Origin of the sequence: uncultured Microbulbifer sp., assembly GCF_947504145.1 — a bacterium.
GTDB lineage: Bacteria > Pseudomonadota > Gammaproteobacteria > Pseudomonadales > Cellvibrionaceae > Microbulbifer.
The window spans coordinates 140,182-161,257 of the sequence record NZ_CANNGQ010000005.1; the positions used below are offsets into that span (position 1 = coordinate 140,182).

Sequence of the window (21,076 nt, forward strand, 5' to 3'; positions counted from 1 at the left end):
AACAAATAAACGATGACGATTTCAATCAACGCTAAATAACGATAATTAAAGGTGAGTTTATGAATACCGCAGTTATCAGCCAGAGTGAAACGCGCAGCAGCGTTTTGCCGATGATCATCATCGGCCTGCTGTTTTTTATCTTTGGTTTTGTGACCTGGCTGAACGGCGCACTGATCCCGTTTCTGCAGACCATCTGTGACCTGACGGGCTTCCAGGCAATGCTGGTGGCCTCCGCTTTCTATATCGCCTACACCGTCATGGCGCTGCCCATGGCAGCCATCATCGAGCGCACCGGTTACAAAACCGGTATGGCACTCGGCCTTGGACTGGTAGCGGTGGGTGCCCTGATCTTTATCCCAGCGGCGTACAGCCGTATGTTCGGTATCTTCCTGCTGGCCCAGTTTGTAGTGGGTTCCGGTCTGACGATTCTGCAAACCGCTTCCAACCCCTACGTGGTGAAAGTCGGCTCCCCGGAGACTGCAGCGGTGCGTATCTGCATCATGGGGCTGCTGAATAAAGGTGCCGGTATTGTGGCGCCGCTGGTGTTCGCCGCGCTGGTCATGTCTGGTATTTCCGGCATCTCCGAAGCCGAACTTTCCGCACTGGGTGCGGCCGCTAAAGACGCCAAGCTGGACGAGCTGGCCGGGCAGCTGGTTTCTCCGTACATCGGCATGGCCATACTCGGGTTTGTTCTGGCGGTTGCGATGATGTTCGCCCCGCTGCCGGATATCGAAGACGAAGTGCTGGAAGGTCAGGAAGATGCGGCCATTACCCTGATGGGGCTGAAAAAATTCCCGCAGCTGATCCTTGGTTCCATCGCGCTGTTCTTCTACGTGGGTGTGGAAGTAATCGCTGGTGATGCCATCGGCTTGCTAGGCAAGCAGGCGGGCCTCGACACCGCAGTGGCTTCGGTGCTCACGTCTTACACCATGGTGTTCATGGTGCTGGGTTATCTCTGGGGTACTGTTGCCATTCCGCGCTTTATCAGTCAGCAGACCGCGCTGTTGGCCTCTGCAGTGATGGGCATTATGTTCACTATTGCAGTAATGACCGGCTCGCTCGAAAGCACCGTTATGTCCTCTGCGACGCTGGCCCACTTCGGCCTGCCGGAAATTCCCAATGCGGTTTACTTTGTTGCGCTGCTGGGCTTCGCCAACGCCATGTGCTGGCCGGCAATCTGGCCGCTGGCGCTGGACGGCCTGGGCAAGTTTACCTCTAAAGGTGCGGCACTGCTGATTATGGGTATTTCCGGTGGCGCAATCCTGCCGCCCCTGTACGGTCACTTCGCCGATACCGGTGACGGCCAGATGGCTTATGTCATCTCGATTCCGGCTTACCTGTTTATCCTGTTTTACGCGGTCAAAGGCCACAAGATGCGCAGCTGGACGTAGTTAGACATAGTTGGACAAAGTGGCAACCAGGACGGTTGCCAGCGTTAGCGCTCTCAGTCAGATTGAACGTTTTGTCTCTCAGTTTTGGATGTTGTTTTGAAAGGGATTTTTTGATTTTGTGAACTTCTTTAGAAGTTTCTCTCTTTGGTTCTCGTCATCTTTGCCCTCCTAGTGAGGGCTTTTTTTTGCCTGTTCAGTTGGGGGAATCTCCGGTGGAGTCCCGCACCAGCAGTTCCGGCACAAACTTTTTCAGAATACCCGCGTCCTTGTTGGCCGCGGCGCTCTCGGCGGCACTTTTGCTGCGCGCCTTGTTCAATACCAGGGCGGCAGCGCATTTGGCGATTTCATTGTTCGGCTGGTGTGCAGTGGTGAGTTTCGGCCAAGTCTGACGGGAGAAGGGGCTGTCCTCGAAGCCGACAATAGACAGCTGCTGGGGAATTTCGATGTGCATCAAGCGTGCAGCGAACAGTGCGCCCGCCGCCATTTCATCGTTACTGGCAAATATCGCAGTGGGCGGGTTGTCCTGCTCCAGCAGGTGCTTTGCACCATTCACGCCAGAGTCGAATGAGTACTCACCGGCAACAATCAGTTCCGGATCAATGGTAATGCCAGCCTGTTGCAGGGCTTCTTTATAGCCCTCGAGGCGCCCGTGGGTGGATACGTGTTCTTCACCACCGCAGAGAAAGCCGATGCGCTTGTGACCGTGTTCGATCAGGTGCCTGGTGATGTCGTAGGCGGCGGCGGTATCGTCCACCTGGATGCAGTTGTCTTCGTCCCCTTCGGCCGCGCCGCTGGATACGATACGCACATAGTCGAGGCCGAGTTTCTTCACCTCTTCGATCACCGATTGGGTCTCAGAGAAGGGTGGGGTGAGTACCACACCGGCGACCTTGGAGTGCTCCACCAGTGCGCGCAGCTCGTCGTTGACGGTAGAGGATTTGGAGTTACTGGGGTGGATCAGCAGCTCGTAACCGCGGGCCTTGCAGGCCTCGAGGATACCGTTCTGCATGTCGATGACGTAATAGGCGTTGGGATTGTCGTAGATCAGCGCAATGGTATAGCTGCGAGTGCCCGCGAGATTGCGCGCCGCCAGATTTGGCTGGTAGTGGAGTTCCTCCACCGCATCCATCACCTTTTTGCGTGTGGCCGGGCGCACCGACGGCTCATTGTTGATAACCCGCGAAACGGTCTTGATCGATACCCCGGCCCTTGCGGCCACGTCGTTGATGGTGCTCTTCATGGTCGGCAATGTTCCTTATCCATCCCAGCCGCGCAGTTTACCCCTTTGAGGGCTGCGCGACGATGGCTTTATAGTCATTCGTCGTTTTGGCGCCGGCTTTGCCTGCTAAACCCGTGTTTTCGCCGCGGTTTCCTTCAATTTTAGAGCTTTTCAGGCTTTTTGCGTTGCCGGGGTACAAGGGCGGCCACCGATACGTGGCCGCAGTTCCGGATTCCTGAAAGAAAACTACAAACTCAATTGACAGGGTTTGTCCTCTATGTGACCCTTTTGCCATATTGACAGCGTTGTCATTTAATAAACAAGAATAACCGGTGCCCGCCACCCTCCGGTGGGCGCCACTTTCAGGGGGCACACCATGCAAGATGCACACTCTCATTCCGCGATTTCCCATTCCGCCATCTGGCGGGCACTGCAAACGCAGGCCGCAGAGCTAAAGCAGCGCGAACTCAAAGACCTGTTTGCCGAAGAACCCCAGCGCGCTCGGGATTTCTCCCTGGAATTGCCGCATTTCCTGCTGGATTACTCCAAAAACCATATTGACCAGTCAGTTTTTGTAAATTTATTACGCTTGGCGGACGAGGCTGGGCTGGAGCAGTGGCGGCGGGACTTTTTCTCGGGCAAGCCCATCAATGCCACCGAGGGGCGGCCTGTTCTACACCCCGCACTGCGCGGCGGTCTCGAGGCTGATCTCGAAGTGGGCGGGGTATCCGTCACAGGAGCAGTGGAGGCCGAATTGCAGCGCTTGAAAGAGCTTGTAGTTTTACTACATAATGGCCACTTGACGGGTTGCAGCGGTAAGCGGATTACCGATGTCGTCAATCTTGGTGTTGGCGGCTCCCATTTGGGGCCACAGACAGCCATCGAAGCATTGCGTGCCCATCGGAAGGGCGATGTCGCAGTGCATTTTGTTTCCAATGTGGATGGAACCCAGCTCACGGATGTGCTGGCCGGCCTGGATGCCGAATCGACTTTATTCATCGTCTCGTCCAAGACCTTCACGACCAGCGAGACGATGACCAACGCGCGCAGTGGGCTCAAGTGGCTGCAGCGCGCGGCACCGGAAGTGCCGGCAGAGACGTTGGTGCAGCGGCACTTTGTGGGTGTCACCGCGAGCCCGGACAAGGCGCAGCAGTTCGGCATTCTGCCGGAGCGCACCTACAGCTTCTGGGATTGGGTTGGCGGCCGCTACTCACTGTGGTCGTCCATCGGCCTGCCCATCGCCATCGCCTGTGGGTTCGATAATTTTCGGGCGCTGCTGGATGGGGCCGCGGAGATGGATCGCCACTTCCGCGAGGCACCGTTTGCCCAGAACGCGCCGGTGATCATGGCGCTGCTGAGTGTCTGGTACTGCACCTTTATGGGGTATCCCGCCCAGGCGGTACTGCCCTACGACCAGGCACTGCATATGTTGCCCGCCTATCTGCAGCAGGCGGATATGGAGAGCAACGGCAAATCTACCACCCGTGCGGGGGTGGAGGTGGACTACGCAACCGGCCCACTAATATGGGGCCAGACCGGTATCAACGGGCAGCATGCTTTTTACCAGTATCTGCACCAGAGCCCGGAAGTGGTTCCCGCGGACTTTATCGGTAGCGTGATCCCGGGGCACGACCTCGAAGGTCACCACGAGATACTACTGGCCAACATGTTCGCCCAGAGTCAGGCACTGATGAACGGCGTGGATGCGGAGTCAGTCAGTCGTGAACTGGCAGCCAAAGGGCTGTCGCCAAAAGAAATAAAAAGGCTCACCCCGTTCAAAGTACACAGGGGTGGAAAGCCTAGTAACACAATACTCTTGAAGGAGTTGACCCCCCGATCACTGGGAGGGCTGATTGCACTCTATGAGCACAAAATTTTTGTTCAGGGTGTGATCCTGCAAATTTATTCCTTTGATCAGTGGGGCGTGGAACTTGGTAAAGGTCTGGCCAGCAAACTGGAGCCGAAACTGGCTGCCGGTGACCTGTCCGCAGAAGACGGTTCCACCACCCAACTGATCGAATACTACCGCCGGATAAACGGCGCGGTTACGTCCACGGAGCTACCTGAAGTTGGGGTGGCTGAGTCTGCCGGAGAACAGGCTTAACTGCAGCGATGCAACAGCGTGTGACGAACTGATAAAAAACGAAGAGTTAAACAAATGGCAAACAAAACAGTGGTAAACAGTCGGATACAGGCGGTTACCGACAGGATCATCCGCCGCAGCGAAGAAACCCGGGCTAGCTACCTGGCCCAGGTTGAGCGCGCGCAGGGCAAGGGTCGTGCGCGGCACAAATTGTCCTGCGGAAACCTGGCGCACGCGATGGCGGCATCCAGCGATCACGATAAAAATCTGATCGCCTCCGGTCACGGCCCCAATCTCGCGATCATCAATGCCTACAACGACATGTTGTCGGCGCACCAGCCCTACGGCACCTACCCGGAAATGCTCAAGGCCGAAGCCCTGCGCAACGGCGCAACCGCACAGGTTGCCGGCGGCGTGCCCGCCATGTGTGATGGCGTTACCCAGGGGCAGCCGGGTATGGAGTTGTCACTGTTTTCCCGCGATGTGATCGCCATGGCCACGGCGATCTCCCTGTCTCACGATATGTTCGATGGCGGCATGTACCTGGGGATCTGCGACAAGATTGTTCCCGGGTTGGTGATTGGCGCACTTTCGTTCGGTCATCTGCCCGCCGTATTTATTCCTGCTGGCCCCATGCCCACTGGCCTGGCCAACGCGGAAAAAGTCCGGGTTCGCCAGCTCTACGCCGAGGGCAAAGTCGGCCGCAAAGAGCTGCTCGAAGCCGAAAGCGCGTCCTATCACAGCGCCGGCACCTGCACCTTCTACGGCACTGCCAACAGCAACCAGATGCTGGTGGAAATCATGGGCCTGCAACTGCCGGGCAGTTCCTTTGTCAACCCCGGTACAGAGCTGCGTGACGCGATGAACCAAGAGGCGGTCAAGCAGCTGGTGCAAATTTCCGAGCCCAGCAACTACACGCCCATCGCAAAAATTCTCAGCGAAAAGTCGTTTGTAAACGGCATTGTCGGTCTGCACGCAACCGGTGGCTCCACCAACCACACCATGCACCTGATCGCCATGGCCCGCGCCGCCGGTATCCAGATTACCTGGCAGGACATGGCCGAGCTTTCTGAAATCGTACCGCTGCTGTGCCACGTGTATCCCAATGGTACCGCCGACATTAACCACTTTGCCGCTGCAGGCGGTATGCAGTTCCTGATTCGCGAACTGCTGGGTGCCGGCCTGCTGCACAACGATGTCAGCACCGTACTGGGCAATTCCGGTATGGAGCCGTATACCTACGACCCGTTCCTGAACGAAGACAAAGATGGCCTGGTATGGCGCCCGACCGCGGAACAGTCCGGCAATTCGGAAATCATCCGCCCGGCCAGCGATCCATTCTCCAGTCACGGTGGTCTGCAATTGTTGCAGGGCAATCTGGGTAACAGCGTGATCAAGGTGTCCGCGCTGAAAACCCCGCAGTTGAAGGTGAAAGCACCAGCGGTCGTTTTCAACAGCCAGGACGACATGCTCGACGCCTTCAAGGCCGGCGAGCTGGAAAAAGATTTTGTCGCCGTGGTGCGATTCCAGGGGCCGCAGGCCAACGGCATGCCCGAGCTGCACAAACTGACACCATCGCTCGGTGTACTGCAGGACCGCGGCTTCAAGGTGGCACTGGTTACTGATGGCCGTATGTCCGGTGCTTCCGGCAAGGTGCCGGCAGCCATCCACCTGTCTCCGGAAGCGCTGGAAGGTGGCGTAATCGCGAAAATCCAGGATGGAGATATTGTTGAGCTGGACGCGGAAGCCGGCGTTCTCAAAGTCGATGTAAGTGATGAAGAGCTGGCGGCGCGCACGCCGGCAGAGTGCGACCTGTCCGCCAATGCCACGGGCATGGGGCGGGACCTGTTTACCAATATGCGCAAGCTTGCGAGCGGCGCGGAAACCGGCGGTAGCATTCTTTTTTAACTGAATTTCGCGCGGCCACCTGCTGGGTAGAGGCTGCGCAACTTGAGAGCAAAACAATGGCAAACTCATTCGACATGGTACTGTTTGGCGGCGGCGGGGATCTGTCGCTGCGCAAACTGATTCCGGCCCTGTACCGGGCGTATATTGAAGGTGGCCTGAACAAGGACACCCGTATTCTTCCTATCTGTCGTCGCCAGGACGACGCTGATGCCTACCTGAAAACCGCACAGCAAGCGCTGAAAACCCACCTGCGCGATGGCGAATACAGCGATAAAAGCTGGAAAGAGTTCAGCCAGATGTTGCGTGCCGCCGCGCTGGATATTTCCAAGCCGGACGAGCAGTGGGACGCCCTGGTAGACATCCTCGGTAAAGACACCGAGCGCACCCGGCTGTTTTACCTGGCCATCCCGCCCGCGGTATTTGGTCCCTGCTGTGAAAACCTCTCGGTAAAGGGACTGATCCACGAAAACTCCCGCGTAGTAGTGGAAAAGCCGCTGGGCTACAACGCCAAAACTTCCGACGAGATCAACAGCAAGATCGCCGAGTATTTCCCGGAAGACAGTATTTTCCGTATCGACCACTATCTGGGTAAAGAGACCGTCCAGAACCTGCTGGCACTGCGTTTCAGCAATGTACTGTTTGAGCAGCTGTGGGATGCGAAAACCATCGATCATATCCAGATCAGCATTTCTGAAACCGTGGGCCTGGAAGGGCGCGCGGGTTTTTATGATGACACTGGCGCTATGCGCGACATGGTGCAGAATCACCTGTTGCAACTGCTGTGTCTGATCGCCATGGAATCCCCCAATAGCATGTCCGCGCGCAACATCCGCTCGGAAAAAATCAAGGTGCTGGAAGCGCTGCGTCCGCTCATTGACGACAGTGTGGATAGCAACATCGTGCGCGGTCAGTACGTGGCCGGCGGCCTGGGTAAAGAGCTGGTGCCCGGTTACCTGGAAGAACTGAAAGCGCCGAACAGTACCACCGAAACCTTCGTGGCCATTCGTGCGCATATCGACAACTGGCGCTGGACCGGTGTGCCGTTTTATCTGCGCACTGGCAAGCGTATGGAAAAGCGCTGCGCTGAGATTGTGATCCAGTACAAAAAGGTGTCCCACAGCGTTTATCAGCCGGAAGCGGGCGAAGTGCTGCCCAACCGCCTGGTTATCCGCTTGCAGCCGGAAGAGAGCATCAAGCTGGTATTGATGGCCAAGAAGATGGACAGCCTCACCATGGAGTTGCAACCGGTGGAGCTGAACCTGACTCTGTCCGACACCTATGACAGTTTCAAAAGTGACGCCTACAAGCGTCTGATGCTGGATGCGGCGGCGAACAACTCCGCACTGTTTATTCACCGCGAAGAAGTTGCCGCGGCCTGGGCCTGGGTCGATCCGATTATTGATCACTGGCGCGATACCGCCAACCAGCCACAGCTGTACCGCGCAGGTACCTGGGGGCCGCAGGCTTCCAGCCAGTTGCTGGCAGAGAACGGTCACCACTGGTTTAACCCCTAGTTGAGCCGTGAAAAGAAATTGAGAGCCGCCGGGCAAAACCATTAACAAGGTCTGAGACATGGTTGAAGAGAAATTTTTTGCAGACAGGGAAAAGCTCACGCTGTCGCTCGCCAATGAGTGTGCGGCAGCGCTGCATGCCGGTATCAAGGCGAACGGGCAGGCCACTTTCCTGGTCAGCGGCGGCAGCTCGCCCGAGCCGGTTTATCGCGAACTGTCCCGTCGCCCTCTGCCCTGGCAGAACGTGAATGTGGCACTGGTGGATGAGCGCTGGGTAGAGAAAGACGAGCCCGGTAGTAACCTCGCGTTCATCACCAACAGTCTTCTTCAAAACGAAGCGGCGAAGGCGCCTTGCCTGGGCATGAAAAATTCTGCGGCTACGCCCGCAGAAGGTGAAGCGGATTGCGAGCGCGCCTACCAGGAGTTGCCGCGCCCGTACGACGTGTGCGTGCTCGGCATGGGGAATGACGGCCACACCGCGTCTTTCTTCCCGTATGCAGAAGGATTGGATGAAGCGCTGGATGCGAAAGGTGAAAAGCTGTGCAAAGCAATTACCGCCAAGCAAAGTGCGGTAACCGGTGCGCACACCGAGCGCATGACGCTCACCCTTGCTGCTATTTTGCAGGCAAAAGAAATCAAGCTGCTGATTACCGGTGAAGAAAAGCTCAAGGTCTACCGCCAGGCGCTACTGGGGAATGACGAGCAGGAAATGCCGGTGCGCAGCATTCTCAAGCAGGGGTTGAAGCCAGTTACTGTGTACTGGGCCCCTTAAAGTAAATAACAACCGAATTTTGACGAGTTTTAGGACGTGATGATGCAACAGACTCTGGTACCCGTATTGGAACAGGCTGGCGTAGTGCCAGTCATCGTAGTGGACAAGGTGAGCGATGCGCTGCCGCTGGCTCAGGCCCTGGTTGAAGGCGGCCTGAATGTTCTGGAAGTCACCCTGCGTACCGAAGCCGCGCTGGCTGCGGTGGAAGAAATCGCCAAGCATCTGCCCGATGCCTACGTGGGTACCGGCACCGTGCTGAACGCGGACGATATTCGCCGCTCTGTAGATGCCGGCGCAACTTTCATGGTGAGCCCTGGTACTACTGAAGCGCTGCTTGACGCCGCTGCCGATGCGACCGTGCCGCTGTTGCCCGGCGCCGCAAATCCATCTGAAGTCATGCGTCTTCTGGAGCGCGGTTACCACTACCAGAAATTCTTCCCGGCGGAAGCGGCCGGCGGTATCCCGATGCTGAAATCCATCGGTGGACCCCTCGGCAAGGTGAAGTTCTGCCCCACTGGCGGTGTCAGCCCGCAGAACGCGAAAGACTACCTGGCTCTCTCCAACGTAGTTTGTGTTGGTGGTTCCTGGATGGCGGCACCGAAATTGGTTGCAGAAAAAAATTGGGCGGAAATTACCCGCCTGGCCAAGGAGGCCTCGCTGCTGAAGGGGTAAGGCTCTGAGCAGTAATTATTTCGAGTAGTGAGCATGTGCTGGGGGGGAGTACACCCGGCACCAACAACAAAAAATTATTCATTTACAAGACACAGAGGGTGTAGCGATATGAAACTTAGAATTGCTATCAACGGCTATGGCCGCATTGGCCGCAACGTAACGCGCGCGATCTACGAATCTGGCTATAACGATCGTATCCAGCTGGTTGCCATCAACGACCTGGCGCCGGTAGAGGCCAACGCGCACCTGACTCGGTTCGACACTGTACACGGTCGCTTCAACACCGAAGTCGCCGTACAGGGCGAGGATCTGGTTATCGGTGGTGACACCGTGAAAGTCTGCCAGGAGCGCAACCCGGCTGCATTGCCTTGGGGCGAGTTGGAAGTGGATCTGGTACTGGAATGTACTGGCCTGTTCACCAGCAAAGAAGCCGCTTCTCAGCACATGCAGGCAGGCGCAAAAGCGGTACTGATTTCCGCGCCGTCTGGCGATGCCGACCTGACCGTGGTTTACGGCGTAAACGATGACAAGCTGACTGCTGAGCACAAGGTTGTTTCCAACGCGTCTTGCACTACCAACTGCTTGGCGCCGGTAGCCAAGGTTCTGAATGAATCAATCGGTATCGAGCGCGGCTTCATGACCACCGTGCACGCTTACACCAACGACCAGAACACTCAGGATGCCGTGCACAAAGACATCTACCGTGCCCGCGCTGCAGCCGACAACATGATCCCCACCAAGACCGGCGCTGCTGCTGCAGTAGGCCTGGTACTGCCAGAGCTGAAAGGCAAGCTGGACGGCATGGCGGTACGTGTACCGGTTAACAATGTTTCTCTGGTGGATTGCCAATTTATTGCGAGCCGCGACACCACGGTCGAAGAGATCAACGGCATCCTGCAAGACGCAGCCGGCAGCATGAAAGGCGGCGTTCTGTCTTACTGTGACCAGCCGCTGGTTTCCGTCGACTTCAACCACACGGCCGCATCCAGCCACTTCGATGCCAACCACACTCGCGTAAATGGCAACCTGGTGAAAGTGATGGCCTGGTACGACAACGAGTGGGGTTTCTCCCATCGTATGCTCGATACCGGTCTGGCCATGGCCAAAGCCCAGGGGCTGTAAGCCTGGCCTGAAATACGGCCGGCTGTAACAACAGCCTGATAACGTCATCGTTATCGCACCGGAGCGGGTGCAATATCCGCTCCGGTTTTGCTTTCTGCAGTCAACGCCGACTGCCATAAAAAACGATCGCCAGAAAATACGTCTCACATCCACACGATAAAACGAATACCACCACTATGATTCGCCATACAAAAATAGTTGCCACACTCGGCCCAGGTACTGACAAGCCGCGTGTTATTGACGAGATTATCCGCGCCGGCGTCAACGTCGTACGCCTGAACTTTTCCCACGGCAGTGCCGACGACCACCGCAAACGCGTGGAAGAAGTGCGCCGTGCCGCCGCTGAGCAAAACAAACTGGTTGCCGTTCTCGGTGACCTGCAGGGCCCGAAGATCCGTATCGCCCGCTTTGCCGAAGGCAGCATCTTTCTGGAGAATAATGCTGAGTTCACCCTCGACGCCGACTGCCCGAACGAGGGTGGTAACCAGCAGAAAGTAGGAGTGGACTACCCGTCCCTGATCGCCGACTGTAAACCCGGCAACATCCTGCTGCTGGACGACGGTAAGATCCGCCTGGAAGTGACTGGCGGTACCAATACCAAGCTGTTCACCCGCGTGCTGCAGGGCGGCAAGCTGTCCAACAATAAAGGTATCAACCTGTTGGGCGGAGGCCTTTCTGCACCGGCGCTCACAGAAAAAGACTATCGGGATATTAAACTCGCCGCTGAGCTGGATGTAGATTTCCTCGCGGTCAGTTTCCCGCGCAGTGGCGAAGATCTGGATATCGCGCGCAAGGCCATGCGCGAAGCTGGCAGCAATGCCGCAATCGTCGCCAAGGTTGAGCGCGCGGAAGCAGTAAACAACGATGAGCAGATGGACGGAATTATCCTCGCGTCCGACGTGATCATGGTTGCCCGTGGCGACCTGGGTGTGGAAATTGGTGATTCCGCTCTGGTAGGCGTGCAGAAAAAACTGATCAACCGCGCTAACGCTCTGAACCGCGGTGTGATCACTGCAACCCAGATGATGGAATCCATGATCACCAGCCCGACGCCTACTCGCGCGGAAGTCATGGATGTGGCCAACGCGGTGCTCGACGGCACCGATGCGGTGATGCTGTCCGCAGAAACCGCTGCCGGTGATTTCCCGGTTGCCGCTGTGGAATCCATGGCTGAAGTGGTTGTGGGTGCAGAGCAATACCTGGGCACTACCTCTCGCCCGGCCGCGGATCGCTCTTCGTCCGAGACCATCGATACCGTGATCGCCCAGGCGGCTATTGAGTCCGCTGCCCGGGTGGAAAACCTGTGCGCCGTTGCCGCGCTCACCGAGTCTGGTCGCACCCCGCGCATCATGTCTCGTGCCACCAGCCAGCTGCCGATTTACGCTCTCACACGCCACTCCCGTGTTGCGCGCCAGCTGGTGCTGCTGCGTGGCGTCGAGCCCATCGAGTTTGACCCGGCCTCCGTGCCCCTGGGCCACTTGACCGATGCCATCGTGGAAGTGCTGGGCTCACGCCTTACTCTGGAAAAGGGCCAGCGTATCCTGATTACTCAGGGTGAACGCCTGAACATGGGTGGCGGCACCAGTTCCATGCGTATCAAAGAAATCGAGTAAGTATCCGAGCGAGATCTTTCCCAAACTCCCGGCTTAATGCCGGGAGTTTTGTTTTCGGCTCCAGAGAACAAGGGGATGGATGGAGCGGGGCGCTCGTGAGGCTGCGCGCTGGCGTGGACTGAATAGTCAGCCATGAGGGTTGTACAATTTTTGTCCTGCTGTTTGCCGGGTTTCGGCGTGTTTTCGCTCCCTTCTGTCACAATAGACAGGTTCTGGTGGCAAAAAACTGTAAAAATCCCAGATAATTTCCCCCGAGCCCTGTAGCTTTTTCTTTTCATTCTGTGTATTGTCGATCTTGAGAATGACAGCGCTATCATAAAAATGAATGACAGCGCTATCATTTGGCGGTACAAGGTGAATAAAAGTTTCTAGCCAAACCTTATATCTATAAAAAAGGAAGGGGAAATCGATGCTCAAGCGCAACAAACTCGCTCTCTCGATTAGTGCAGCTGTACTGAGTGGTGGCCTGATGGCTCCGCTGGCAGTTGCTCAGCAAACCGAAGCTCTGGAAGAGGTTACCGTTACTGGTATCCGCGGAGCACTGCAAGACGCCGTAAATATCAAACGTGACGCGACCTCTTTGGTCGACGCTGTATCTGCAGAAGACGTGGGCAAGTTCCCCGATTCTGACGTGGGTGAAGCTCTGGGCCGCATCCCGGGTATCACCGTAGGTCGTGCATTTGGTCAAGGTGCCTCTGTATCCATTCGCGGTGCAGCACCTGCGATGACTCTGACCCAGCTTAACGGTCAGAACGTTGCCTCTACCGGCTGGTTTGATCAGGTACCGGTTGACCGTAGCTTCAACTACTCTTTGCTGCCGTCCGAGCTGATCGGTGGAATCGAAGTTTACAAGTCTTCCCAGGCTGACCTGAATGAAGGCGGTATCGGTGGTACTGTCATCGTCAAAACCCGCAAGCCGCTGGATATGGATGCAAATACTGCATTTATCAGTACTAAAGGCCGCGTTGGCACCATCAGTGATGAGCTGGCTCCGGAGCTGTCCGGCTTGTACAGCTGGAAAAATGATTCCGAAACCTTCGGTGTGCTGCTTTCTGCCGCTGTTGAAGACCGTGAGTACGTTCGCCGCGGTACCGAATCTGACTACCGCTGGTCTGGTGATGTTGCCCCGACCACTTTCCTGCAGGATCAAGAGCGTAAAGCCCTGGACGTAACCCTGCAGTACGCGCCAACTGACGCCCTGTCTTTCGCGCTGCACGCCATGACTTTGGACCTGGAAGCAAACAATACCAACAACAGTTTGTACCTGTTCTCCCTGGCTGGTGACAACGTTACCTGTCATTCAGAAAATGCTGCCGGCCTGTGTACTTCCAGCACAACTGAAAACTCTACCGTAGCAAACAAAACCTTCAACCAGACTTGGGGCCGTCAGTCCTCAATGAGCTCAGATACTTTCGATTTCAGTGGTGAATTCGAGGGTGAAGGCTTCCGTGCAAGCGGTAACATCGGTTCCTCCAAGGCTGCTGGCGGTACTGACTACACCACCAACTTCTCTCACTTCAGTGATGCAATGTCCCTTTGGCAGGGTTCCATTGACGCCACTGGTAAAGAGATTCAAATCGATCCGACTCTGGATCCGAGCCTGACTCTGGACAACTATGCGCCGACTGCTTCCCCAGAAAGCTGGGCGGTAGGTAGTGGCCCGGCAGAAGACGAAGAAGTCTACGCACAGCTGGATGTTGAGTTTGACCTCAATGTAGGCATTCTGACCGCGTTTAAAACGGGCGTACGCTGGACCGATCACGATGTAAATCGTCGCGCCTATCGCGGTGTGTTCAAAACCACCCTGGACGAAGATGGCGAAGTAATTAACGACCCAGCGGTTGTTGATACCGATAGCCTGTACAACGGTAGCTACGAGATTGGTCAGGATGGCTTCACTGCGCCGAAGCCCGATCTGGATGCGATGATTGCCGCCACCAATGCCAGCCTGGACAAGTGGGTTGAAGCTCGTGCGGGTTACTCCGACCTGAACGAAGAAAATACCGCGCTTTACGGTATGTTCACTTTCGAAACCGGTGCTCTGCGCGGTAACTTCGGCCTGCGTTATATCTCTACCGATGTAACTCGCACCCAGTACGAGCTGGATGGTTCTGACCTGCGCGAGGGCGATCTGCCGCGCAATAATGGCTACAGCTACTCGCTGACCGATCACACTGCAGATTACAGTGATTTCCTGCCGAGCGTAAACGTAACCTACGATCTGTCTGAAGAGCTGGTTCTGCGCGCGTCCGCTTCCCAGACCATCAGTCGTCCGAATTACGATGACATGCTGGTGACTTACAATGGTTTCGATGACAGCAACGCACTGAACCAGACTGCTCGTCTGGGTAGTGAAGCACTGCTGCCAATGAAATCCACCAACGCCGATATCTCTCTCGAGTACTACTATGGCGATGGCAACCTCGTATCTGCCACTTACTTCGTCAAGTCCATCGACGACTTTGTAACTTCCGAAATCACTCCTGACCAGTCTATTGGTCTGGTTGACCCGGATGGCGGAGATAGCTGGGCTATCGAATCTCTCCAGAATGCTGGCGGTGCCGATATCCAGGGTCTTGAGCTTCAAGTTCAACACGCGTTCGACAACGGCTTTGGTGTAGCGGCTAACTACACCTACACCGATGCAGACGCGCCATCAGAAGCGTTTATGGATCAGGTTCCGGTCTTCACCGAGTCTTCCGAACACGCGTATAACCTGATGGGCTACTGGGAGAATGATTCATTCTCCGCGCGTATGGCCTATAACTTCCGCTCTGAGTACATGATTCGTGACGGTGGTTTCTGGTATGGTAACCGTATGCACGATGACTTCGGTTCTCTGGATCTGAGCTTGAACTGGTATGCTACTGAGAACCTGGATATTACTTTTGAAGCAGTAAACCTGCTGGAAGAAGACGATATTCAGTACGGTGTTGCTGACAAAGATAGCTCTGAAACTGGTCAGAAGGTGACTCTGCAGGAAGGCTTCCCGGCCTGGTCCTTTGCAGGCGAAGCAGTGTACCAGTTGGGTGCAAGCTACAAGTTCTAAGAACTTTGCCTAGCTAATAAAAGGCCCAGCTTTTCAGCTGGGCCTTTTTTTTGTCTGAAAGTGGTTGCTATGAAAATAAAAAAAATTGCGATTGTCGGTGGTGGAACGGCTGGCTGGATGGCCGCAAATCACCTCGGCGTGGAGCTGGCCAACGACCCGGATATCGAAATTACGGTTATCGAGTCCAAAGATGTACCGGTAATTGGTGTAGGGGAGGGGACTGTTCCCAGAATTAAAGAGACCCTAGACCGGTTTGGTATATCGGAAGTTGCCATGCTGGCCAGTTGCGATACGACGTTTAAAACAGGCATTAAATTTTCCAATTGGATGTCGCGGGAGTCGGGAGATGAATTTTATTATCACCCGTTCAGCACTCCTTATCCGCAGGGGTTTGATGTAACTGACTACTGGCTATCTCAGAACCCTGAATATTGTTTTTCCCATATCTCCGAATCTTTTGCGTTGTCTGAGCAGGACCGCTGTCCCAAGCGTAAGTCTTCCGGGCCTTATGTGGGTGCTGTTGACTATGCCTACCACTTTAATGCCGGTAAATTTTCTGAGCTGATCGCGAGCAACGCGAAACAGCGATTTGGCGTAAAGCACAAGTTTGCGACCGTAAAAGATGTAATCCTCCGCGAGGATGGTGGGATTGGTTCTCTCGTTTACAGTGATGGCGAGAGCGAAGCCTACGATTTTTACCTGGATTGCAGCGGGTTCAGCGCCGTACTGTTGGGTGGTGCTCTGAAAACAGCGTTTGAAGATAAATCGGACCGTATTCTGACGGACTCCGCTCTGGTGCTTCAGGAACCCAGCACACCGGACTCCGCTATTCGACCCTACACCACAGCGAGGGCGCACAAGGCAGGGTGGATCTGGGATATTCCATTGACAACGCGGCGCGGGTTGGGCTGTGTGTATGCTAGTAAATACATGTCAGATGAAGAAGCGCTGGGAGAGTTCTCCGAATATGTCGGTCGGCAGTTGCAGATTGATGAAGTGCGAAAAATACCTATGAAAATAGGGTTTCGTGAGAAATTCTGGCAAAAGAACTGCGTGGCCTTCGGGCTGGCCCAAGGTTTTGTAGAGCCCCTGGAGGCGACATCTATTCTGGTGACGGACTTTTCTGCCAATCTGCTGGCCAAGCGATTTCCGCGTTATTATGACGATATTCCGCAATTGTCCGGCTATTACAACAAAGTTGTTCGCTATACCTGGGAGCGAGTGATTGATTTTGTTCAATTGCATTACTGTATTTCCGACCGACGGGACACTCAGTTCTGGATTGACTGTACGGAAAAGACGAAACTGTCAGAAGAGTTGTCAGATCGTTTAGAGCGCTGGTCTATTGCTACTCCCAAAAGCCTGGATTTTTTCAGTGCTTTTGACATTTTCGGCGTCGAAAATTATCTCTACGTACTGTACGGCATGAAGTTCCCGACAAAGCCAATTGCTCTCAGTGATGTGGAAAGTACGAAAGCGTCGGAAATTGTCGAAGCTGCGCGAAAGCAATCGGAAAGCCTGGCCGGGGAGCTGATGCCGCAACGGGCCTGGTTGACGGAGTTGCAGCAACATTTGAAGCGCGCTGGCATGTGAGCGGTCGGACGAGTTAAGGATTGTAGGCAGGGTAGCCAAAAGTGATTCAGGTTGAACTTGGAGTTCGGTGAAATTGAATACGCAAGTATTGAACGTTGGCGAAGAGAAAAATACGATTGTCGTCATGGACGATTTTCTGGGGGGCGCTGAGGCGGAGGACCTGGTGGCCTTTGCGAGCAAGTCGAGCTTTGCTCCCTGGCCGATCGCTGCCGAGCGCAAAGGCTACCCCGGCGTCCGCGCGGCGGCGCCTGAGCATCATGCAAGGATGATGATGGATCGGCTGGATGATGTGATTCGGGAGCGATTCGCTGTACCCGAAAGTCACGAGCTGAAGATTCATCAGGAAACGCTGAACCTGATTACCGTGCCGGAAGAGGAGCTTGGCCCCCTGCAGCGGGCTCCCCATTTCGATACCAGCGCGCCGGGGCTTTACGCGGTATTGCTGTATCTGTGTGACGAAAGCCATGGTGGCACCGGCTTTTATCAGCATAAGAGTACTGGCTACGAAACGATCTCACCTCAGCGGGTCGAACACTACCTGGACCGTTGTTATGTCGAGTTCAACAAGTTCCGTCGGCCCAAAAAGTACTGCCTGGACTCAGACGACTTGTTCACGCGGGTGGGTTTCGTACCTGCAAAATTTAATCGACTTGTCATATACCGCGGGAACACTTTACACAGTGCCAATATTCTTAGTGACAAAAGTATCAGCTTTAGTCCGGTAGATGGGCGCCTGACGGCCAACCTGTTTGTGAGCTACGAAGCTCCTCAGGTGAATCCTTGAGCGTTTCAAGTGCCTATTCCGCGGCGGTATCAGATGTAGGCCGTTTTTACCTGCACGAGTGACTGGCAAACTGGACCGGTCTGGTGTAACTTTTTGCTTCCCTTTTTGAGTATAAAAAATATACTGTCCGGGTTTTTAGAATAACTTCAAATTTCAATAAGGTGTTGTATGGCCACTGTAGAAGCCCCAAAAATCGTTCCTCTGCGCAGCGATGTGCACGGTAAGCTGAAAGTCCGTGAACTGGGGACCTTTGAGCACGTCAAGAACGCACACATGGTGCCGGTAACTGCTCACGAATTTTCTCGTCTGGGTGCCGAATACCCGATCGTTTTTGTCAAGAATTCCGATACCGACCAGTTTCAGTCTGTTGCTTTGTTGAGCCTGAAAGTAGGCGAAAACCTGTTTGTAGATGGCGAAAAGTGGAAGGGCGTTTTCGTTCCGGGCGCTGTTCGCAATCATCCTTTCGTTCTGGCCCCGGCTGGCGAGAACAAAGAGCAGCTGATGGTTGGTCTGGTAGAGAACAGCCCGGTTGTTGGCGAAGAAGAGGGCAATGCCCTGTTCGACGAGTCCGGTAAAGAGTCCGAGTACCTGAAGGCCAAGAAAGAGGCGCTGGTGGGTTACCTGGAAAGTGACCAGATGACCAAGGCTTTTATCACCATTCTGGCTGAGAAAGATTTGCTGACCACTCAGAACGTTGCGGTCAACGCAGGTGGTGAGAAGATCAATCTGACCGGTATCTACATGGTCGATGAGAAGAAACTGGGCGAGCTGAGCGAAGAAGACTTCGCAGACTTCCGCAAGCGCGGCTTCCTGCCGCCGCTGTTCGCGCAGCTGGGCTCCATGCACCAGTTCTCTCGTCTGGCGCGGATGCAGGCTGAGGGCTGATCCCTGCTGTCGGGGAGCTTCCTGCTCCCTGATGTTCCCGGTCTCGCTCTTTCTGGGCGAGCTCCGGGGTCTCTACCCCCGGTAATCCCACCATGTTTTTTACCCGCTACGCCGCCTGGCTAACATTCCTCGGAGCTTTTTACGGGCTTTGGGCGCTGTTTGTATTTGGGCGGGATAAGTGGGGCGTGGTGGCGGAACACTGGCCCATGGCGCTTTCAATGGCTGTTGGCAGCTACGCTGCAGGCTCTACGCCTATGGGTGGTGGTACCGTGGGCTTCCCGGTATTGGTATTGCTGTTCGATATGCCCGCCAGCCTCGGCCGGGATTTCAGTTTTGCGGTGCAGTCCATCGGTATGGTCAGTGCCAGTATCTTTATTCTCTGCCGTCGCCAGCCGTTGGCCTGGAGCATGTTGCGCGGCGCCATGATCGGGGCGCTGGTCGGCACGCCGCTGGGTATTCTGTTTTTATCCCCGTTGATTCCTGAGTTGTGGATAAAACTGGCATTTGCGGTGATTTGGGGGAGCTTCGGGGTGTTGCACCTGTACCGGCTGCCGGAAATTACTGCCCACAGCGGAATGGGGGCGGGCGCTTCTGTGCGGGAGTTTCGTCTCGGGCTTGTGGCTGGCGTTTGTGCTGGCGGCATGGCAGCGGCGATTACCGGGGTGGGGATTGATATGGTGATTTACGCCCTGCTGGTTTTGCTTTGCCGGGTGGATCTCAAGGTGGCCATTCCCACTTCGGTGATCATCATGGCGTTCACCTCACTGGTGGGGGTTGCGGTGAAAACCGCCACCAGCACCTGGCAGCCGGGAGTGCTGGGCAATTGGCTGGCTGCGGCACCGGTGGTAGCGCTGGGCGCGCCGCTGGGGGTCTTTGTGGTGGGGCTGATTGGTCGCAAACCCACGTTGCTGGTGGTGGCCGTGTTGTGTATTGGCCAGTATCTGTGGACCGGCTATACCGAGCGCGACACTCTGGGCGCAGCGGGTATGTTTGTGTTTGCCGGTGCGGTCGTGATCTGTTTGTTGGGCTTTGAGTGGCTGCGCCGCAAGGGCAATACTGGCAGTGTTGACGTGCCGGAGCACCCGGCCGCCTCGCACTCAAATGATGGCCTGGGGCAGCCCGCTGCCTGACTTCCTGTAGTTCTCTGCGCTTCTCGGGGTTTATTGGCGGCGCAATAAAAAAGGCGACTTCGCAAGAAGTCGCCTTTTTTATATATGGCTGGGGTGGAAGGATTCGAACCTTCGCATGACGGGATCAAAACCCGCTGCCTTACCGCTTGGCTACACCCCAGTAAAGGTGCTGTGAGTCTGGTTTCTCACAGAGGGAAAATGGTAGCAAGGGGGAGACTTGAACTCCCGACCTCAGCATTATGAGTGCTGCGCTCTAACCAGCTGAGCTACCTTGCCACTGAAAGTCTCGGCTAACCGAGGGCGCGCATTATCGGGCCACCTCGGGAAGCTGTCAACACCTTTTTAGTAAATTAATCAGTAGCTTAGCGTGTAATGTGTTTTTTGGTGCGCAATCAGCGCCCGCGGCCGATGGCGGCGAGTAGGGAGCCAAAAACAACGGTAATTGCGCCAACCCAGCTGATCCAGTTCATGGGTTCCACTTCGATGTATTCCGGCCATAGAGTGCCGATGATGGCGCTCAGCGCCAGGGTCATCAGCGGCACCAGCGCCAGGGTGGCGCTAACCCGCGAAGCTTCCCAGGCCCCCATGGCTTTGGCGAAAGCGCCGTAGGCAATCAGGGTGTTAGCCGTCAGGAACAGCAGCAGTCCCCAGCCGAGGGCGTCCAGTTGCAGGGCGCTGGTGGGGTGGGACACCGGTAGAAAGCACAGGCTGCCGGCAATGTAGATCAGCATCAGCAGGTTCTGCGGGCGGGACTGGGCGACGATCTTCTTCTGAAACAGGCCGTAGACAGCCCAGGTCACCGCCGCGACTATCACCATACCGACACCGATCAGGTATTGGCGGTCCTCGCCGTCCATCAGCTCCTGAATGCGCAGGTTGAAGAACAGGGGCAGACCGATGCAAACAAGCCCGACACCCATCCACTGGCGCGCGGAAAAGCGTTCGCCCAGAAAGGCCACACTGAAAATCAAAAGCAGTAGTGGTGCCAGTTGGATCAATACCTGCAGAGCACCCGGGGTGATGTAGTTGAGGCCTGTGGCATAGGCGATGTAGTTGCCGAGAAGGCCGCCAACGGCCAGTAGGGAATACGGCAGTAACTTTCCCTTAAACAGGCTGCGCAGGTCCAGATCTCTTCGCCAGCCGTACCAGGCGCCGGCAAACAGGGCGGCCCCAAAGAAGCGATACCAGGTAACGGTGGTGGAGTCCATGTCGGCGATCAGGCCTTTCATGGCGATGGGTAGCAGTGCCCACAGAAAGGCGGTGGTCAGGGCCAGGGGCAGGCCGACTCTCCAGTTGGATTGGTACATGGCAACCTATGGTAGTAGCGCAATGGGTGATACTGCG

The 21,076-nt window shown here is 55.7% G+C and carries 16 protein-coding genes and 2 tRNA genes; 13 read left to right on the forward strand and 5 right to left on the reverse strand.

Annotated elements, in window-relative coordinates:
* Nucleotides 1-59: 59 nt before the first annotated feature.
* Nucleotides 60-1,391 carry a sugar MFS transporter gene (locus Q1A74_RS16380; protein WP_299598791.1) on the forward strand — a complete coding sequence of 444 codons (1,332 nt, stop codon included), beginning with the start codon at nucleotides 60-62 and terminating at the stop codon, nucleotides 1,389-1,391.
* A 193-nt stretch (nucleotides 1,392-1,584) separates the two neighbouring features.
* On the opposite strand, the gene Q1A74_RS16385 is transcribed toward Q1A74_RS16380, so the two are convergent.
* Nucleotides 1,585-2,631: a LacI family DNA-binding transcriptional regulator gene (locus tag Q1A74_RS16385; protein ID WP_299598794.1), complete on the reverse strand. Its 1,047-nt coding sequence runs from the start codon at nucleotides 2,629-2,631 to the stop codon at nucleotides 1,585-1,587.
* A 355-nt stretch (nucleotides 2,632-2,986) separates the two neighbouring features.
* Between Q1A74_RS16385 and pgi the strand changes: the two genes are divergently transcribed.
* From pgi to pyk, 7 genes are all read left to right on the forward strand, one after another.
* Nucleotides 2,987-4,714 carry a glucose-6-phosphate isomerase gene (gene pgi, locus Q1A74_RS16390; RefSeq protein WP_299598797.1) on the forward strand — a complete coding sequence of 576 codons (1,728 nt, stop codon included), beginning with the start codon at nucleotides 2,987-2,989 and terminating at the stop codon, nucleotides 4,712-4,714.
* A 54-nt stretch (nucleotides 4,715-4,768) separates the two neighbouring features.
* Entirely contained in the window at nucleotides 4,769-6,601 is a 1,833-nt protein-coding gene (gene edd, locus Q1A74_RS16395; RefSeq protein ID WP_299598800.1) for a phosphogluconate dehydratase, read from the forward strand.
* 56 nt (nucleotides 6,602-6,657) lie between these two features.
* The gene (zwf, locus tag Q1A74_RS16400) at nucleotides 6,658-8,115 is read left to right on the forward strand and encodes a glucose-6-phosphate dehydrogenase (RefSeq protein ID WP_299598803.1); all 1,458 of its coding nucleotides are present in this window, start codon (nucleotides 6,658-6,660) and stop codon (nucleotides 8,113-8,115) included.
* Between the two features lie 58 nt (nucleotides 8,116-8,173).
* The gene (gene pgl / locus Q1A74_RS16405) at nucleotides 8,174-8,884 is read left to right on the forward strand and encodes a 6-phosphogluconolactonase (protein WP_299598806.1); all 711 of its coding nucleotides are present in this window, start codon (nucleotides 8,174-8,176) and stop codon (nucleotides 8,882-8,884) included.
* A 42-nt stretch (nucleotides 8,885-8,926) separates the two neighbouring features.
* Nucleotides 8,927-9,556 carry a bifunctional 4-hydroxy-2-oxoglutarate aldolase/2-dehydro-3-deoxy-phosphogluconate aldolase gene (gene eda / locus Q1A74_RS16410; RefSeq protein ID WP_299598810.1) on the forward strand — a complete coding sequence of 210 codons (630 nt, stop codon included), beginning with the start codon at nucleotides 8,927-8,929 and terminating at the stop codon, nucleotides 9,554-9,556.
* Between the two features lie 108 nt (nucleotides 9,557-9,664).
* A complete protein-coding gene (gene gap, locus Q1A74_RS16415; protein ID WP_299598813.1) occupies nucleotides 9,665-10,678 on the forward strand; it encodes a type I glyceraldehyde-3-phosphate dehydrogenase in 1,014 nt (337 codons plus the stop codon).
* A 176-nt stretch (nucleotides 10,679-10,854) separates the two neighbouring features.
* Entirely contained in the window at nucleotides 10,855-12,291 is a 1,437-nt protein-coding gene (pyk, locus tag Q1A74_RS16420) for a pyruvate kinase (protein WP_299598815.1), read from the forward strand.
* A 126-nt stretch (nucleotides 12,292-12,417) separates the two neighbouring features.
* Here pyk and Q1A74_RS16425 read toward each other — a convergent pair whose 3' ends face one another.
* Complete coding sequence (locus Q1A74_RS16425) at nucleotides 12,418-12,708, reverse strand: hypothetical protein (RefSeq protein WP_299598818.1); 291 nt, start codon at nucleotides 12,706-12,708, stop codon at nucleotides 12,418-12,420.
* Here Q1A74_RS16425 and Q1A74_RS16430 point away from each other — a divergent pair.
* The 5 genes from Q1A74_RS16430 to Q1A74_RS16450 all read left to right on the forward strand — a co-directional run bounded on the left by Q1A74_RS16430 (nucleotide 12,701) and on the right by Q1A74_RS16450 (nucleotide 19,732).
* Nucleotides 12,701-15,340 carry a TonB-dependent receptor gene (locus Q1A74_RS16430; RefSeq protein WP_299598821.1) on the forward strand — a complete coding sequence of 880 codons (2,640 nt, stop codon included), beginning with the start codon at nucleotides 12,701-12,703 and terminating at the stop codon, nucleotides 15,338-15,340. The genes Q1A74_RS16425 and Q1A74_RS16430 overlap by 8 nt on opposite strands.
* 69 nt (nucleotides 15,341-15,409) lie before the next feature.
* Nucleotides 15,410-16,933, forward strand: a complete 1,524-nt coding sequence (locus tag Q1A74_RS16435; RefSeq protein WP_299598824.1) for a tryptophan halogenase family protein — start codon at nucleotides 15,410-15,412, stop codon at nucleotides 16,931-16,933.
* Between the two features lie 73 nt (nucleotides 16,934-17,006).
* On the forward strand, nucleotides 17,007-17,717 hold the full coding sequence (locus Q1A74_RS16440) for a DUF6445 family protein (RefSeq protein ID WP_299598827.1): 711 nt from the start codon (nucleotides 17,007-17,009) through the stop codon (nucleotides 17,715-17,717).
* A 168-nt stretch (nucleotides 17,718-17,885) separates the two neighbouring features.
* Nucleotides 17,886-18,602: a SapC family protein gene (locus tag Q1A74_RS16445; RefSeq protein ID WP_299598830.1), complete on the forward strand. Its 717-nt coding sequence runs from the start codon at nucleotides 17,886-17,888 to the stop codon at nucleotides 18,600-18,602.
* Between the two features lie 92 nt (nucleotides 18,603-18,694).
* Nucleotides 18,695-19,732, forward strand: a complete 1,038-nt coding sequence (locus Q1A74_RS16450) for a sulfite exporter TauE/SafE family protein (protein ID WP_299598833.1) — start codon at nucleotides 18,695-18,697, stop codon at nucleotides 19,730-19,732.
* 85 nt (nucleotides 19,733-19,817) lie between these two features.
* Here the strand turns inward: Q1A74_RS16450 and Q1A74_RS16455 are convergent.
* The 3 genes from Q1A74_RS16455 to Q1A74_RS16465 form a co-directional block, all read right to left on the reverse strand.
* A tRNA-Gln gene (locus Q1A74_RS16455) sits at nucleotides 19,818-19,892 on the reverse strand.
* A 39-nt stretch (nucleotides 19,893-19,931) separates the two neighbouring features.
* Nucleotides 19,932-20,008 (reverse strand) — tRNA-Met (locus Q1A74_RS16460).
* A gap of 116 nt (nucleotides 20,009-20,124) precedes the next feature.
* The gene (locus tag Q1A74_RS16465) at nucleotides 20,125-21,039 is read right to left on the reverse strand and encodes a DMT family transporter (RefSeq protein WP_299598836.1); all 915 of its coding nucleotides are present in this window, start codon (nucleotides 21,037-21,039) and stop codon (nucleotides 20,125-20,127) included.
* Nucleotides 21,040-21,076 lie beyond the last annotated feature (37 nt).

Coding starts and splice junctions, on each gene's coding strand:
- zwf (WP_299598803.1), top strand. CDS start 6,658: ATGGCAAACTCATTCGACATGGTACTGTTTGGCGGCGGCGGGGATCTG.
- Q1A74_RS16380 (WP_299598791.1), top strand. CDS start 60: ATGAATACCGCAGTTATCAGCCAGAGTGAAACGCGCAGCAGCGTTTTG.
- gap (WP_299598813.1), top strand. CDS start 9,665: ATGAAACTTAGAATTGCTATCAACGGCTATGGCCGCATTGGCCGCAAC.
- pyk (WP_299598815.1), top strand. CDS start 10,855: ATGATTCGCCATACAAAAATAGTTGCCACACTCGGCCCAGGTACTGAC.
- Q1A74_RS16465 (WP_299598836.1), bottom strand. CDS start 21,039: ATGTACCAATCCAACTGGAGAGTCGGCCTGCCCCTGGCCCTGACCACC.
- pgl (WP_299598806.1), top strand. CDS start 8,174: ATGGTTGAAGAGAAATTTTTTGCAGACAGGGAAAAGCTCACGCTGTCG.
- eda (WP_299598810.1), top strand. CDS start 8,927: ATGCAACAGACTCTGGTACCCGTATTGGAACAGGCTGGCGTAGTGCCA.
- Q1A74_RS16445 (WP_299598830.1), top strand. CDS start 17,886: ATGGCCACTGTAGAAGCCCCAAAAATCGTTCCTCTGCGCAGCGATGTG.
- Q1A74_RS16385 (WP_299598794.1), bottom strand. CDS start 2,631: ATGAAGAGCACCATCAACGACGTGGCCGCAAGGGCCGGGGTATCGATC.
- Q1A74_RS16430 (WP_299598821.1), top strand. CDS start 12,701: ATGCTCAAGCGCAACAAACTCGCTCTCTCGATTAGTGCAGCTGTACTG.
- edd (WP_299598800.1), top strand. CDS start 4,769: ATGGCAAACAAAACAGTGGTAAACAGTCGGATACAGGCGGTTACCGAC.
- Q1A74_RS16450 (WP_299598833.1), top strand. CDS start 18,695: ATGTTTTTTACCCGCTACGCCGCCTGGCTAACATTCCTCGGAGCTTTT.
- pgi (WP_299598797.1), top strand. CDS start 2,987: ATGCAAGATGCACACTCTCATTCCGCGATTTCCCATTCCGCCATCTGG.
- Q1A74_RS16435 (WP_299598824.1), top strand. CDS start 15,410: ATGAAAATAAAAAAAATTGCGATTGTCGGTGGTGGAACGGCTGGCTGG.